A 14,756-nucleotide genomic window follows, 5' to 3' on the forward strand; every position below is an offset into this window, starting at 1 on the left:
GCGCCGAGGAGTGACCGAACCAGCACGCCGACACCTGCGTCGAGTCGGGCTCGGTGGGTGACGGTGTGACGACCGGAATCGAGCCGTCCGGTCGGGTGACGCCGCGTGACCCGACCAACTCGCGCACCAGCAGCCGCTGCTGTTCGGCGTCGATGCTCATCATCGAGGCCGGTTCGAGGTTGAGGAACACCCCGTCGCGGTAGTTCGGGGAGCGTCGCGCGACGCGTTCGATCTCCGTGGGTGAAGCGCCCAGTGCCGCGGGTGCACCCTGCAATGCGCGTACAAGCCAACCGCCGGCCAGCAGTGAGGCCGTGCTGAAGCCGATGCGCAGCGCCGACCGGATCATCAAGCCCCCTTGAACCTCGGAGGTCGCTTCTCGATGCGGGCCACCTGCGCCTCGATGATGTCCTGGCTCGCCCACGCCCGATCGAACAGATCCTTGTGCGCCGGCCACGGGTCCTCGTAGGCGCCGTCGTCGTTGAGCACCCGCTTGGCGTGCTGCAGGGCCAGCGGCGCGAAGCCCGCGATCTCCTGTGCCCAAGCCTGCGCGTCTTGCAGCGTGCCGATGCGGTTGGCCATCCCGGTCTGCAGTGCGACGTCGGCGGTGAGCCGCTCGGCCGCCATCAGCATGCCGCGCGCCCTGCCCGCCCCGACCAGCGACGTCAACCGCCGGATGCTCCAATTGTCCAGCGCTATCCCGTATTTCGCGACCGGGAACTGGAAGTACGCCTCGGGAGCGACGACCCGCAGGTCGCAGATCATGGACAGGATGACCCCGGCGCCGATCGCGGGTCCGTTGATGGCGCCGATGACCGGCACCGGCGCCGCATCGATGGCCAGGTTGAGCGCCCGCGCCTTATCGGGCAGTTCGTCGGCGACCCCCTGGCCGCCGGAGAGGTCGGCGCCGGAGCTGAAGACGTGGCCCTGGCCGGTCAGCACGATCGCGCGGACGTCCTCGGCGCCGGCCTTCTCGATCGCTTCGCGAAGCCCGTCGACGAGTTCGGCGTTGAGCGCGTTGCGGCGGTCCTCGCGTTGCATCTCCAGGGTCATCACGTGGCCGTCGCGGGTCACACCAATCATGGGAGCGAGCCTATATAAAGCGCTCTAGCCTGTTGCTGTGAGCCGGATCGGTGCCCTCGAGGTGCGCGATGCCGTGCTGGACCCCGGGTCGTTTCGCAGTTGGGACGGCCCTCCGCTGGATGTCGGGGCCGACGGCGACTATCAGCGGGCGCTGTCCGCCGCGGCCGCCAAGACGGGCTTGGACGAGTCGGTGGTAACCGGAGAAGGCACGGTGTTCGGCCGTCGAGTCGCCGTGGTGCTGTGCGAGTTCAACTTCCTTGCCGGCTCGATCGGGGTGGCCGCGGCCGAGCGGATCACCGCCGCGGTGCAACGGGCGACGGCGCAGCGGCTGCCGCTGCTGGCCTCGCCGAGTTCGGGTGGCACCAGGATGCAGGAGGGCACGGTTGCGTTCCTGCAGATGGTCAAGATCGCCGCGGCCGTCGAACTGCACAAACGCGCGCATCTACCGTATCTGGTGTACCTGCGGCATCCCACTACCGGCGGGGTGTTCGCGTCGTGGGGATCGCTGGGCCATGTGACCGGCGCCGAACCCGGCTCGCTGATCGGCTTCCTCGGGCCGAGGGTGTACGAACACCTCTACGGTGAGCCGTTTCCCGAGGGCATTCAGACCGCCGAGAACCTGCACCGCCACGGCGTCGTCGACGGGGTGGTCCCGCTCGACGCACTGCGCGCCACGTTGGACCGGACGCTGACGGTGGTCGCCGATCCGCCGGGCTCGCCGCCATCCGCACCCGAACTCGGGCCGTTGCCCGACGTGCCGGCGTGGGAGTCGGTGGAGGCCTCGCGGCGGCCAGACCGCCCGGGTGTGGGGTATCTGCTGCGGCACGGGACGACCGAGCGGGTGCTGTTGTCGGGCACGGGACAGGGTGAGGCGGCGACGACGCTGTTGGCGCTGGCGCGGTTCGGCGGGCAGCCGGCGGTGGTGCTCGGACAACAACGTGTGGTCGGCGGGATGGTCGGGCCTGTGGCGCTGCTTGAGGCGCGTCGGGGCATGGCGCTGGCCGAAGGTCTGCAACTGCCGCTGGTGCTCGTGATCGACACGGCCGGGCCCGCATTGACCGTCGAGGCCGAGCAAGGCGGGCTGGCCGGCGAGATCGCGCGCTGCCTGGCCGAACTGGTCACCCTGGATACGCCGACGGTGTCGGTGCTGTTGGGTCAGGGCAGCGGCGGACCGGCGCTGGCGATGGTGCCGGCCGACCGGGTGTTGGCGGCGCTGCACGGCTGGCTGGCGCCGCTCCCGCCGGAGGGAGCCAGTGCGATCGTGTTCCGGGATCTCGACCATGCCCCGGAACTGGCTGCGGCCCAAGGTATTCGGTCGGCAGAACTGCTGCGCAACGGTATCGTCGACGTGATCGTCCCCGAAATCCCCGATGCCGCCGACGAACCCATGCAGTTCACGCAGCGGCTGTCGGCCGTCGTCGCCAACGAACTGCACTCGCTGCGGTCGGTTCCCGGAGAGGAACGGCTGCGGACGCGGCTGCAGCGCTACCGGAGCATCGGCCTGTGACACCGAGCGGCCACCATCCGATGGCATGCTGGGTTGGATGGAAGCCCTGCTCCATTTCGCCGGAAACTTCTGGTGGCTGATCTTTCCCTTCGGGGGCGTGATCGCGGGCGGTGTGCGCGCGGTCGCGGCTGCCAACGAACGTCGTGCGCAACGCCGACTCGAGCGCTATCGGATCAAGCAGGAGACCAAGGTGGCGCTGGCCGAGGCGTCGGGCCGGGCACGCAGTCATGAAGCGGCGAACCGGCGCGAGATGGCCAAGGTGATGCAGCGTCACGCCGACACCGACGCCCGCTGGCTCGAGTACGAGATCGACGTCGCGAAGCTGTTGGACTTTCCGCTGATGACCGACATGAGCGCTCCGTTGACGCTCGCATTTCACAAGGCCAGGAGTCGCGCGGATCTGCTGCGCCCCGAATCCGTCGACGACATCATCGCCGACCGCGCCACGCAGATCGACTACCGCGACGCGGTGCACGAGTATGTGGCGGCGTTCGACATCGCCGAGGCCGACGCGATTCGCAGGCGTCGCAGCGATTTCTCGACCGAAGACCAGGCTCGCATCGAACGGGCCCAGCATTTGCTTCGGCTCGCATCCGACGACGCGGCGACCTCCGACGAGCGGAAAGCGGCCTACGCCCGGGCGCAGAAGGAACTCGACGGCCTCATCGTGCTGCCCCCGACGACTCGGGCGAGCATCGAACGCAAGATCGTCGGCGAGATCGAGGCCTGACCCAGCTTTGGGCAATCAGCCGCCCAGCTCGGAGACCGCGGTGTCCAGTTGTGCTGCCTGCTCTTCGATTTCGCGGTCGGACGGCGCCTCACCGATGCGTTGCACCAGGTCGTCGCGGGACGCCACCTCAAGGGCGCCGCGGTAGTCGGCCGAAGCGAGTCGGCCCGCACTGATCACCTCCACCCGGCCTTCGACGACGACCAGGATGGCATTTCTCTCTTCGGACTGCAGCAGCGTGCGTACATCCTCGGTCGAGATCATGATTGGTTCCGTCCTGTCTGTTGTTGCAGCCGGTCGATCACTCGGAGGCCTGCGGATTCTCCTGCGGCCCCCGGCCGGCGTCCTGACTCATGGCCTAGCTATGCCCGTTGATCAACCGGTCTATGCGAGCGCCAGCGCGGCGAGCATCGCGATACAGGTGACGAGGTCAAGCGGCAACCGCAGCCAACTTCGCCGGGTCCAGCGCACCGCCGCGGACTCGTCGACCTCCGCAGGATCGCCCCTCTCGAACGCCACCGCCTTCGGTATGAAGTCGACCAGCGACCACACCCGCATCACTGCATGGCTGGCCAGCGCCACCAGCAACGCGGTACGCACGTCGGCGTGGGACCACGCGGCGATGAGCGCGACGACGAGCAGCACCTCGAATGCGGTGTGCGCCGGGATCCAGAACCGGCGGCGCGAGAGACCGCCGTTGTGCGCCTGGATGATGCCAGGCCGCTTGGGCCACGCGGGGTCGACGACGACGGTCTCGTAAAGGCCGCCTCCGAATACGACACAGGCCAGCAGCGTGGCGGCGGCAATCGAAAGAAGCGTCGGGGTCCACATCACCGCCGATTATTACGGGGCGTCGAGATAACGCTGCACCGTCGGTCCCACCGCCGCGACGATCTCCTCGTGCGACATCGCGACGATCGGCGGAAGCTGCAGCACGTACCGGCACAGCGCCAACCCCAGCGTCTGCGTGGCGATCAACACCGCCCGCCGCTCCGGTGCGACGGGGTTGATCGCGGCGACGACGGGCAGCAGCTGCCGGGTGAAGATGTCGCTCATCCGTTGCGCGGCATCGTTGTTCGTCGCGCTCGACCGCAGCAGCACGATCAGCGCCTCATCGCGCTCCCACCGGTTCATGAAGTGGGACACCAGGCTGGCCCCGACGTCACCGGGATCGACACCGGACAGGTCGGGGATCTGCAGGTCGAAGTCGGCGGCCGCCGCGAACAACTGGTTCTTGTTGCCGAAGTACCGCATCACCATCGACGGGTCGATGCCGGCGTCCGCGGCAATGGCCCGGATGGTGGCTCGTTCGAAACCCGATCGAGCGAACCGGTCGCGTGCTGCCGCCAGGATGACCGCCTTGGTCTGCTCCGAGGATCTCCGCATGCCAACAAGTGTAGGCCAACAAGTGTTGACAAGAGGCTGAACCAGAGTACATAGTGATGTCAACAAGCGTTGGCATAGACGGCCGGCGGAAGGAGAAGACGATGAACACCCACGACACCGATGTCCTGATCGTCGGGGCGGGCCCGACCGGACTGGCCGCAGCGGTGGCGTTGGTCTCGCACGGCGTGGCGACGACGGTGGTCGATCGCCAGGCCGCGGGCGCCAATACGTCGCGCGCAGCGGTGGTCAATGCCCGCACACTCGAGGTGCTCGAAGCGTTCGACGTGGCCAGGCGGCTGGTCAAGGAGGGGGTGCAGGCGTCGCGGTTCACGATCCGCGACCGCGGCCGCACGCTGATCCCGGTCGACTTCAGCGGGCTGCCGACCGAGTATCCGTATTCGTTGATGGTGTCGCAGGCCACCACCGAACGCCTGTTGCTCGAGCGACTGGAGGAAATTGGCGGTCGTGTGCTGCGCCCGAAGACCCTGACCACGCTCGCCGAGGATCGGACCGGAGTCACCGCGACGTTCGACGACGGCGACGCCCTCCGCGCACGCTACGTCGTCGGCGCCGACGGAATCCGCAGCCTCGTGCGGGAGCAGGCTCACATCGGCTTCGAAGGCAGCGTGTACGACGAGTCGTTCGTGCTCGCCGACGCCCGGCTCACCGGCCGCGCGCCCTCCGACGAGGTCATCCTGTACTGGGCCAAGGAGGGGCTGACCGTGGTAGCACCGCTGCCCGACGGCGTTCATCGGATCGTCGCACCGGTCGCCGACGCGCCCGAGGAGCCATCGCAGGCGTTCGTTCAGCAGATCCTCGACGCCCGTATCGGCGCCGCGGCGCCGACGGTGAACGCGGTGATCTGGGGTTCACGCTTCCGCGTTCACCACCGGGTCGCCGACACCTTCCGCGCGGGCCGGCTGCTGCTGGCCGGTGACGCCGCGCATGTGCACAGTCCCGCCGGCGGGCAGGGCATGAACCTCGGCATCCAGGACGCGGTGGCACTCGCCGACGCGCTGACCGCTGTTCTCGCAGGCGAACCCGACGCCCGGCTCGACGACTACAGCAAGTCGCGGCGCCCCATCGCGCAGGAGGTCGTGGAGATGACCGATCGCCTCACCCGGCTGGCCACCCTCCCCCGCGCCGCGCGCCCGATCCGCAACACGGCGATCCGGCTGGCCGGGCTCGTGCCCGCGGTGCGCAGCGGCCTGGCGCGCAGGCTCAGCGGTCTGGTCTACCGCTGAACTCCACCGCCGTGGCCCGGCTGTGCCCGTACAGCACGGCCGCGGCGATGCCCGCCTCGACCATGGCGACCACTGTGGCCACGGCCATCACGGTCGAGGGGCCGTTGGTCGCCGCCGCACCGTGGTGATGGCCGGGCCCGGGCAGATGCAGCGCGATCATCGCCAGGTTCATCAGCGCGACGGCTACCCAGGTGCGCTGTCGCCCGTCGCGCCACAGGTCACGCGCGCAGTACAGGCATGCCCCGACCATCGCGGCCAATACCGCGGCGGTGAACGGACGTTCCGCGTGGCCGAGCATGGCCGCGTGTAACAGGGCCGATCCCGCCGCGAGTACGGCGCACGCCCGTCGCCCGACCGTTCCGATCGTCGTCATGTAGATACCGACTCCGGCGGTCGCAGGAATTCATCCCGTGACAGGATCCGGACATGGCAGCCATCCGCCCGTTCCGCATCGCGATTCCCGACGACGACCTCGCCGACCTGCAGTCGCGGTTGCGCCGAACGCGGTGGGCCGAGGCCGAATGTGTCGACGACTGGAGCCAGGGCATTCCGCTGGCCTACACCCGCGAGCTGGCCGAGTACTGGGCCGAGGGTTACGACTGGCGGGCCCGCGAGGCGGCGTTGAACCGGTTCGACCACTACACCACCGAGATCGACGGGCTCGACATCCACTTCATCCATCAGCGCTCGTCGCAGGCTGATGCGTTCCCGTTGCTGATCACCCACGGCTGGCCGGGGTCGATCGTCGAGTTCCACAAGGTGATCGAACCGCTCACCGAGCGCGGCTTCGACGTCGTCTGCCCGTCGCTGCCGGGTTACGGCTTCTCCGGAAAACCCACCGAAACAGGTTGGGGCATCGAGAAGATCGCCTCGGCCTGGGACACCCTGATGGGCGAGCTGGGCTATGACCGGTTCGGCGCGCAGGGCGGCGACTGGGGTGCCGCGGTCACCACGCAGATCGGCCGCAACGGGGGCCGCTGCAAAGCGATCCACCTGAACATGCCGCTCGGGTTCCCACCCGGCAAGCTCGAGAATCCGACCGAAGAGGAGAAGCGGGCGCTGGAACGTAGCGCGTACTACCAGAAGTGGGATTCGGGTTATTCCAATCAGCAGTCGACCCGTCCGCAGACCCTCGGCTATGGCCTCGTCGACTCCCCGGTCGGGCAGCTGGCGTGGATCGTGGAGAAGTTCTGGTCGTGGATGGACTGCGACGGCCATCCGGAGAATGTGCTGACCAAAGACGAACTCCTTGACAACGTGATGCTGTACTGGCTGACCGCATCGGGCGCGTCGTCGGCCCGGCTCTACTGGGAGAGCTTCAACGCGTTCGGCGGGTTCGACCGCGTCGAACTCCCGACCGGCGTCGCGTCCTTTCCCAAAGAGATCCTGCAGGCCCCGCGCGACTGGTGTGAGAACGGATACAACATCACCCATTGGACGACAATGCCGCGCGGTGGTCACTTCGCGGCGTTCGAGCAGCCCGACCTGTACGTCGACGACGTCGCGAAGTTCTTCGATAGCGTGCGATAGATGGGCAGGACGCTTGAGGCCGACTACTTGGTCGTGGGGGCGGGCGCGATGGGGCTCGCGTTCACCGACACGTTGGTCCACGAGTCGGATGCGACGGTCGTGGTGGTCGACCGCAACGACCAGCCCGGCGGTCACTGGACGACGGCGTACCCGTTCGTGCGGCTGCACCAGCCGTCGGCCTACTACGGAGTGAACTCGCGGGGGCTGGGCAGCGACACCGTTGACCAATTCGGGCTCAACGCAGGCTATTACGAGCTGGCCAGCGGCGCCGAGGTGTGCGCGTACTTCGACGCGGTGATGACCCAGCACCTGCTGCCGACCGGTCGGGTGACGTATCTGCCGATGAGCGAGTACCTCGGCGACGGGCGGGTGCGCACATTCGGCGGCGAGGACATCGAGGTGACGGCGCGGCGGGTGGTCACGACGCGGGTCGAGGTCGTCGTGCCGTCGATGCGGCGCCCGTCCTATGACATCGCAGACGGTGTCCATGTCGTGCCGCCCAACAGCCTGCCGCGGCTGCCGGACCCGCGTGACCGCTATGTCGTTGTGGGAGCGGGCAAGACGGCGATGGACTCGTGCCTTTGGCTGTTGCGGCACGGCATCACGCCGGAGCGGATGATGTGGATCAAGCCCCGCGAGTCGTGGGTGCTGGACCGGGCGGCCATTCAACCCGGCCGGCAGTTCGCGAAGCACACGATCGGGGATTTCGCCAACCAATTGGCCGCGGTGCGGGAGGCGGAGTCGCTTCCCGACCTGTTCGATCGACTCGAGGACAAGGGCTGCCTGCAACGCATCGACCGGTCCGTCGAACCGACGATGTACCGGTGCGCGATCCTGTCGCAGGCCGAGCTGTCCGAGCTGCGCCGCATCGCCGACGTCGTGCGGATGGGCCACGTCCGGGCGATCGAGCCCGGGCGGATCACGCTCGACGACGGGGTGCGTGAGGTCGGCGACTCGGTGCTCTACATCGACTGCACCGCAGACGGTTTGGGCAAGGAGCCGGTGACGACGATCTTCGACGGCGACCACATCGCGCTGCAGACGGTGCGCACGTGTCAGCCGGCGTTCAGTGCGGCCGTCATCGCTCACGTCGAGACGGCGTATGCCGACGACGACGCCCGCAATGCGTTGTGCCGGCCGGTGCCCTACCCGCACGTCCCGGTCGACTGGCTGCGGATGATGTTGATCTTCAACGAGAACCAGCTGCAGTGGTTCTCCGACCCGGACATGATGAAGTGGGTGGACGCGGCGCGGCTCAACGCGTTGCACCATGTGACCGCCAACGTCAGCGAACGGGCACGCGATCGGATCATCTCGATGCTCACCTCGGAGCTTCCCGCGGTCAACGAGAAGTTGGGAGCACTGCTGGCGCAGGCTTAGCACCGCTCCCGCTCCCCGCTCCCGCTCCCGCTCCCCGCGCCGAATCTGAGCTTGTGCACGAGATTTCGCGCGATTCTCGCGTATATCTTCAGTTTCGGCGGCAACGGCTACGCCAGCGACTCCACCCACGCGCGGTGCAGTGCGGCGTAGTGACCGCCCGAGCGGGCGATCAGTTCGGCGGGTGTGCCGTCCTCGACGATCCTGCCGTGCTCGAGCACCAGCACCCTGTCGGCGACCTGGACGGTGGACAACCGGTGCGCGATCACCAACGCGGTGCGATCGGCGAGCACGGTCTCGAGCGCTCGCTGAACCATCCGCTCGCTGGGGATGTCCAACGACGACGTCGCCTCGTCGAGGATCAGCACCGCGGGATCGGCGAGGAACGCCCGCGCGAACGCGACGAGTTGCCGCTGCCCCGCCGAAAGCCGGCCGCCACGTTTGGCGACATCGGTGTCGTATCCGTCGGGCAGCGCCGCGATGAAGCGGTCGGCGCCGACGGCTTCGGCCGCAGCGGCGACCTCGGCGTCGGTGGCGTCGGGCCGGCCGAACCGGATGTTGTCGGCGATGGTGCCGTCGAACATGAAGTTCTCCTGGGTGACCATCACAACGTGGCGGCGCAGCTCGCTCTGCGAAAGGTCGCGTAGGTCAACGCCGTCCAGCGTCACCGAGCCAGAGGTCGGATCGTAGAACCGCGCGATCAGCTTGGCGATCGTGGTCTTGCCCGCACCGGTGGTGCCGACCAGCGCGACGGTCTGGCCGGCAGGCACCTCGAGCGTCAACCCAGGCAGGACCGGGCGGTCGGCGACGTACTGGAATCGCACATCGTGGAAGGCGATCTCGCCGCGCACGCCGGTCAGCGCCACGGGGTGCTTCGGGTCTTTGATTCCCGGGCGCTGGGCGAGCACGCCCGCCAGCTTCTCCAGCGCCGACGCCGCCGACTGGAACGTGTTAAAGAACTGCGAGATCTCCTGCATCGGTTCGAAGAACATGCGCAGGTACAGCAGGAACGCGGTCAGCGTGCCGATGGTCATCTGTCCGTTCAGGACGCGGTAGCCGCCGTACAGCAGCACCACGCCGGTGGTGAGGTTGCCGACGAGTTTGACCCCCGGCATGAAGATCGCGAGCAGTTGGAAGGTGCGCTCGTTGTCGGCCTTGTAGCGGTCGGCGATGTCTTCGAAGATCTGCTGGTTGCGCGGTTCGCGGCGGTAGGCCTGCACGGCCTTGATGCCCGTCATCGTCTCGACGAACTGCACGATCACCAACGCGGCGCTTTCGCGTACTCGCCGATACGTTCTCGCCGACTCGTTGCGGAACCACCACACCAGCCCGATCAAGACCGGGAAGGCGCCCAGGCACATCAACCCGAGCCGCCAGTCGAGCACGACGAGCAGGACCGCCGTGCCGAACAGCGTGAGCACCGCGGTGACCAGGCTGTCGAAGCCGGTCTCGAGCATGTCCTGGATGGCTTCGACGTCGTTGGTGGACCGACTCACCACCCGCCCCGAGGTGTACCGGTCGTGGAAGGCGATGTCCAGGCGCTGGAAGTGCCGAAACACCCTGCGGCGCAACTCCAGAAGCACTTTCTGTCCGATGCGCCCGGAGCGGCGGAGGAAGAACATCCGACTGGTGGCCTGCACCGCCACGACGATGGCGAGGGTGCCGACGATCATCAGCAACGTGTGGGCCGGCCCGCCTTGGACGATCGGCGGGATACCCCGGTCGATGCCGCGCTGCACGAGGATCGGAACCGACAGACGCGCCGCGTTCTCCACGACCACGACGAGGGCGAGCAGCCCGACGGTGAAGCGGTAGGGGCGCAGCAGGTCGCCGAGAAGCGAACGGGCCTCGCGGCGTCGGTCGATGGTCTCGTCGATCGGCAGATCGTCCTGGTGTTCTTCGAACTTGCCGCGCCATTTTGGTGTCGCGGTATCAGTGGTGTCGGTGGCGGTCATCGGCGTTCGGCCTCCGAAGCCGCGAACCGTCGCTGTGCGGGGTCGCGGTGCAGCGCCTCCTGCTCCTCGACGGCGTGGTCGAGGCGGCTGCGGTCCCGATCGTCCTCCCACGCGCACGCGCGCTCGGTGCCGTCGGCCAGCTCGTCATCGGCGGCCAGCAGGTACCGGTACTGCGGCACCTCGGCGAGCAGCTCGGCGTGGGTGCCGACATGGGTGATGGTGCCGCCCTCTAGCAGGGCCACCTTGTCGGCAAGCAGGACCGTCGACGCGCGATGCGCCACAACGATTCCGGTGACGGAGTGCAGCACCCGGCGCAGCGCCTCCTCGACGACTGCTTCGGTGTGGACGTCGAGCGCGGACAGCGTGTCGTCGAGAACGAGGATCTTGGGCGCCGCCAGGATCGCGCGCGCCAGCGACAGCCGCTGCCGTTGCCCACCGGACAGGCTCATGCCCTGTTCGCCGATGCGGGTCTCGAGGCCGAAGGGCAGGTCGTAGACGAAGTGGGCGGCCGCGACGTCGATCGCCTCGGCCAGGTCGTCATCGGAGGCGTCCGGTCGTCCGAGCCTCAGGTTCTCGGCGACCGACATGGAGAACAGCGTCGGGTCTTCGAAGGCCGTGGCCACGGCTTCACGCAGCGCGGGCAGGGTGAATTCGCGAATGTCGCGCCCGTCGATGCGGATGGAACCCTCGGACACGTCGTACAGGCGAGACACGAGGGCGGCCAGCACCGACTTTCCCGACCCTGTCGACCCGACGAGCGCGAGCGTCTCCCCCGGTTCGACGGTGACCGTGACATGGCGCAGCGCGAACTCGTCCGAGTCGGGGAATCGGAATCCGACGTCGATGAGTTCCAGGCGCCCGCCGCTCGGCGGTTGGTCAACGGCGCCGTCGACGATATCGATTGGCGTATCGAAGATCTCGGTGATCCGGTTCGCGGCGGTGAACGCCTCCTGCGTCATCGACAACAAAAAGCCCAGGGAAGCGATCGGCCAGACCAGCGACAGCATCATCGTGATGAACGCGACCAGCGTGCCGAGGGTCACGTGACCCTCGCCGGCGGCGTAGGCGCCGAAACCGAGGACCACGATCAACGTCAGGTTCGGGATGACTTCGAGCAACGTCCAGAACTTCGCCGAGACCGAGACGCGATTGATCTGCGTGTCATAGAGATCGGTGAGTTGGTCGTCGAAGCGGTCGTAGACGTAGTCCTCGCGCCCGAAGGATTTGACCACCCGCAGCCCGAGCGCCGATTCCTCGACGTGGGTGGCGACGTGGCCCGCCTGATCCTGGGCCAACCGCGACAGGCGGGTGTACTCCTGTTGAAAATGCAGGACGGTCAGTGTGATCGGCACGATCGACACCACCACGACCACGCCCAGCGGCCAGTACATCGCGAGCAGGATGGCGGTCACGACGGTGATCTGCAGTCCGTTGAGTAGCAGGAAGAGCAAGCCGAAGGACATGAACCGGCGAATCGTGCTGAGGTCGTTCATGATTCGCGACAGCAGCTGGCCGGACTGCCAGCGTCCGTGGAAGCTCATCGGCAGCACCTGCAGCCGCGCGTAGAGGTCCGTGCGGATATCGGCCTCGACACCCAAGGTGGCGCGGGCAGCCAGCCATCGGCGGACGAACCACAGCACCGCTTCGGTGACGCCGATGCCCATCGCGGCGGTGCCGAGCAGCCACAGCCCCTGTTGATCCTGGTGGCGCACCGGACCGTCGATGACGGCTTTGGTCATCAGTGGGATGGACACGGTGGCGGCGAGGCTGGCGATGGCGACCGTGACCATTGCGATCCAGCGCGCCCGATACGGCATCAGGTACGGCAGCATCCGCCACAGGTCCGAGCTCGCGCGTCGGCGTTGCGGTGGCGGGGCGATGGCTGGCGCGGAGCGCAGGGCCTGGGCTTCGGGGGCGACCACTTAGTCCATCTTCCCATGCCAGGCAATCGGATATCGCGTGGTCATGCCGCTGCCGATTCCTGGGATCCGAACTGTGTCTCGTACAACTCGGCATACCGGCCTCGGTTGGCGAGCAATTCGAAATGGGTGCCCCGCTCGACGATGCGACCGTCCTCCACGACCAGGATCAGATCGGCCGCGCGCACGGTCGACAGGCGATGCGCGATCACGATCGATGTCCGACCGGCGAGCGCTTCGCCGAGGGCTTGCTGAACGGCGGCCTCCGATTCGGAGTCCAGCGATGCGGTGGCCTCGTCGAGCACGACGACCCGGGATCGACCCAGCAGCAGCCGCGCGATCGTCAACCGCTGGCGCTGTCCGCCGGACAGGCGGTAGCCCCGCTCACCGACCACGGTGTCGAGGCCGTCGGGCATCTCGGCGACCACATCGGCGAGCCGCGCCCGCTCGAGCGCATCCCACAGCTGGTCATCGGTGGCATCGGGCGCCGCAAGCTTCAGGTTGGCCCGGATCGACTCGTGGAACAGGTGACCGTCCTGAGTCACCACGCCGACGGTGTCCTTGAGCGACACGAACAACACGTCGCGGACATCCACGCCGTTGAGTGTGACCGCGCCGGAGTCGACGTCGTAGAGGCGGGCGAGCAGTGACGCGATCGTCGACTTGCCCGCCCCCGACGAGCCCACCAGAGCCACCATCTGCCCGGGTCGCGCGGTGAACGAGATGCCGTGCAGCACTTCGTCACCGCCGCGGATGTCGAGTTCGGCGACCTCCTCCAGCGAGGCCAGCGACACCTTGTCCGCCGACGGGTACGAGAACCGCACATCGTCGAACTGCACCGCCACCGGACCGGCGGGAACCGGCACGGCGGCCGGCCTTTCCGCAATGAGCGGCTCGAGGTCGAGCACCTCGAAGACCCGCTCGAAGGACACCAGCGCGCTGGCGATCTCGACGTGGGCGTTGGCCAGTGCGGTCAGGGGCGCGTACAGGCGGGTCAACAGCAGTGCCAGGGACACGATCGCGCCTGCCTGCAAGTGGCCGCCGATGGCCAGCGCACCGCCGAGCCCATAGACGAGCGCGAGCGCCAACGCCGACATGAACGTCAGCGAGTTCATGAAGACCGACTGCAGCATCGCGGTTTTCACGCCGATGTCGCGGACGCGGCCGGCCCGCAGCGCGAACTCGCGGGATTCGGTCGCCGGATTGCCGAACAGCTTGACCAGCGTGGCGCCGGGCGCCGAGAACCGTTCGGTCATCTGCGTATTCATGGTCGCGTTGTGGGTGGCGGCCTCGCGGGACAGCCGAGCCATCGTGCGACCGATCCGGCGGGCGGGAACGATGAACAGAGGCACGAGCACCAGCGAGAGCAGGGTGACCTGCCACGAGATCGACAGCATCACCACCAATGTCAGCGTGAGCGTGACGAGGTTGGCTACCACACCGGAGAGGGTGTCGGAGAAGGCGCGTTGCGCCCCCATCACATCGTTGCCGAGCCGGCTCACCAGCGCGCCGGTCCGCGTGCGGGTGAAGAAGGCGACCGGCATCCGCTGCACGTGGTCGAAGACCGCGGTGCGCAAATCGAGAATGAGGCCCTCACCGATCGTCGACGACAACCACCTCGTCACCAGCGAGGCGGCAGTCTCGGCAACGGCCACCGCCGCGATGACAGCAGCCAGCAGCAGAACCGTGCGTGCCGAACCTGCCGTGATGGCGTCGACGACCTTGCCGGCCAGCACGGGGGTAGCGACGCCGAGGAGCGCGGAGACCACGCTGACCGCGACGAACGCGCGCAACCGAGGATGATGGCGGGCAGCGAAACGCCAGATGCGACGCAGCAACGCCGAGTTCAGCAGCGACCGCAGATCGCCGCCGCGGGCATGCGACTGCCGGTACAGCGTCTGCCGCGCGACCGTTTCCATGCTCATGAAATCACCGTAGAACCTCAACAATGGATGAGGTCAACGGCTTCCCGTGCCGCTGACCAGGGCACCTACGGGATACCCGGGATTTCGGCCGCACTCTCCTGTCGGA

13 protein-coding genes and 1 pseudogene are annotated in these 14,756 nt (G+C 67.8%); 5 read left to right on the plus strand and 9 right to left on the minus strand.

What is annotated here, in order from left to right; all coding sequences use genetic code 11:
* A pseudogene (locus A5790_RS20385) lies at positions 1-346 on the minus strand (hypothetical protein); the annotation flags it as partial.
* A complete protein-coding gene (locus A5790_RS20390) occupies positions 346-1,080 on the minus strand; it encodes an enoyl-CoA hydratase (RefSeq protein ID WP_066848423.1) in 735 nt (244 codons plus the stop codon). The gene A5790_RS20390 and the pseudogene A5790_RS20385, both read right to left, overlap by 1 nt.
* 37 nt (positions 1,081-1,117) lie before the next feature.
* Here A5790_RS20390 and A5790_RS20395 point away from each other — a divergent pair, with 37 nt between their 5' ends.
* Together A5790_RS20395 and A5790_RS20400 are read left to right on the plus strand one after the other, a co-directional pair.
* Entirely contained in the window at positions 1,118-2,587 is a 1,470-nt protein-coding gene (locus A5790_RS20395; RefSeq protein ID WP_066848426.1) for a carboxyl transferase domain-containing protein, read from the plus strand.
* A gap of 37 nt (positions 2,588-2,624) precedes the next feature.
* Positions 2,625-3,317, plus strand: coding sequence for a hypothetical protein (locus A5790_RS20400; RefSeq protein ID WP_066848567.1), 693 nt, complete (start codon positions 2,625-2,627; stop codon positions 3,315-3,317).
* Between the two features lie 15 nt (positions 3,318-3,332).
* Here the strand turns inward: A5790_RS20400 and A5790_RS20405 are convergent, their stop codons facing one another.
* From A5790_RS20405 to A5790_RS20415, 3 genes are all read right to left on the minus strand, one after another.
* Entirely contained in the window at positions 3,333-3,578 is a 246-nt protein-coding gene (locus tag A5790_RS20405; RefSeq protein WP_066848429.1) for a hypothetical protein, read from the minus strand.
* Between the two features lie 120 nt (positions 3,579-3,698).
* Positions 3,699-4,145 (minus strand): hypothetical protein, encoded by a 447-nt coding sequence (locus A5790_RS20410; RefSeq protein ID WP_066848431.1) that lies wholly within the window; start codon positions 4,143-4,145, stop codon positions 3,699-3,701.
* A 12-nt stretch (positions 4,146-4,157) separates the two neighbouring features.
* Complete coding sequence (locus A5790_RS20415) at positions 4,158-4,700, minus strand: TetR/AcrR family transcriptional regulator (RefSeq protein WP_066848439.1); 543 nt, start codon at positions 4,698-4,700, stop codon at positions 4,158-4,160.
* 101 nt (positions 4,701-4,801) lie between these two features.
* On the opposite strand from A5790_RS20415, the gene A5790_RS20420 reads away from it, so the two are divergent.
* Entirely contained in the window at positions 4,802-5,944 is a 1,143-nt protein-coding gene (locus A5790_RS20420; protein WP_066848451.1) for an NAD(P)/FAD-dependent oxidoreductase, read from the plus strand.
* Here the strand turns inward: A5790_RS20420 and A5790_RS20425 are convergent.
* The gene (locus A5790_RS20425) at positions 5,922-6,317 is read right to left on the minus strand and encodes a hypothetical protein (protein ID WP_066848453.1); all 396 of its coding nucleotides are present in this window, start codon (positions 6,315-6,317) and stop codon (positions 5,922-5,924) included. The two genes, A5790_RS20420 and A5790_RS20425, sit on opposite strands and share 23 nt — an antisense overlap.
* 53 nt (positions 6,318-6,370) lie before the next feature.
* Between A5790_RS20425 and A5790_RS20430 the strand changes: the two genes are divergently transcribed.
* Together A5790_RS20430 and A5790_RS20435 are read left to right on the plus strand one after the other, a co-directional pair.
* Positions 6,371-7,474 (plus strand): epoxide hydrolase family protein, encoded by a 1,104-nt coding sequence (locus A5790_RS20430; protein WP_066848455.1) that lies wholly within the window; start codon positions 6,371-6,373, stop codon positions 7,472-7,474.
* Entirely contained in the window at positions 7,475-8,854 is a 1,380-nt protein-coding gene (locus A5790_RS20435; protein ID WP_066848457.1) for an FAD/NAD(P)-binding protein, read from the plus strand.
* Positions 8,855-8,961: 107 nt separating this feature from the next.
* On the opposite strand, the gene A5790_RS20440 is transcribed toward A5790_RS20435, so the two are convergent.
* Genes A5790_RS20440 through A5790_RS20450 form a run of 3 tightly spaced genes read right to left on the minus strand, consistent with a single transcriptional unit; the run spans position 8,962 to position 14,650 of the window.
* Complete coding sequence (locus A5790_RS20440) at positions 8,962-10,806, minus strand: ABC transporter ATP-binding protein (RefSeq protein ID WP_066848460.1); 1,845 nt, start codon at positions 10,804-10,806, stop codon at positions 8,962-8,964.
* Positions 10,803-12,728: an ABC transporter ATP-binding protein gene (locus tag A5790_RS20445; protein ID WP_066848463.1), complete on the minus strand. Its 1,926-nt coding sequence runs from the start codon at positions 12,726-12,728 to the stop codon at positions 10,803-10,805. Before A5790_RS20445 ends, A5790_RS20440 begins: the two co-directional genes overlap by 4 nt.
* Before the next feature lie 41 nt (positions 12,729-12,769).
* Positions 12,770-14,650, minus strand: a complete 1,881-nt coding sequence (locus tag A5790_RS20450) for an ABC transporter ATP-binding protein (protein WP_066848467.1) — start codon at positions 14,648-14,650, stop codon at positions 12,770-12,772.
* Positions 14,651-14,756 lie beyond the last annotated feature (106 nt).

This window comes from Mycobacterium sp. 852002-51152_SCH6134967 (assembly GCF_001667105.1).
GTDB classification, from domain to species: Bacteria; Actinomycetota; Actinomycetes; order Mycobacteriales; family Mycobacteriaceae; genus Mycobacterium; species Mycobacterium neumannii_A.

What these genes read in the sequence shown, in the direction of transcription:
- A5790_RS20420 (WP_066848451.1), top strand. Translation starts at nt 4,802, where the DNA reads ATGAACACCCACGACACCGATGTCCTGATCGTCGGGGCGGGCCCGACC.
- A5790_RS20390 (WP_066848423.1), bottom strand. Translation starts at nt 1,080, where the DNA reads ATGATTGGTGTGACCCGCGACGGCCACGTGATGACCCTGGAGATGCAA.
- A5790_RS20440 (WP_066848460.1), bottom strand. Translation starts at nt 10,806, where the DNA reads ATGACCGCCACCGACACCACTGATACCGCGACACCAAAATGGCGCGGC.
- A5790_RS20430 (WP_066848455.1), top strand. Translation starts at nt 6,371, where the DNA reads ATGGCAGCCATCCGCCCGTTCCGCATCGCGATTCCCGACGACGACCTC.
- A5790_RS20400 (WP_066848567.1), top strand. Translation starts at nt 2,625, where the DNA reads ATGGAAGCCCTGCTCCATTTCGCCGGAAACTTCTGGTGGCTGATCTTT.
- A5790_RS20450 (WP_066848467.1), bottom strand. Translation starts at nt 14,650, where the DNA reads ATGAGCATGGAAACGGTCGCGCGGCAGACGCTGTACCGGCAGTCGCAT.
- A5790_RS20415 (WP_066848439.1), bottom strand. Translation starts at nt 4,700, where the DNA reads ATGCGGAGATCCTCGGAGCAGACCAAGGCGGTCATCCTGGCGGCAGCA.
- A5790_RS20410 (WP_066848431.1), bottom strand. Translation starts at nt 4,145, where the DNA reads ATGTGGACCCCGACGCTTCTTTCGATTGCCGCCGCCACGCTGCTGGCC.
- A5790_RS20405 (WP_066848429.1), bottom strand. Translation starts at nt 3,578, where the DNA reads ATGATCTCGACCGAGGATGTACGCACGCTGCTGCAGTCCGAAGAGAGA.
- A5790_RS20435 (WP_066848457.1), top strand. Translation starts at nt 7,475, where the DNA reads ATGGGCAGGACGCTTGAGGCCGACTACTTGGTCGTGGGGGCGGGCGCG.
- A5790_RS20425 (WP_066848453.1), bottom strand. Translation starts at nt 6,317, where the DNA reads ATGACGACGATCGGAACGGTCGGGCGACGGGCGTGCGCCGTACTCGCG.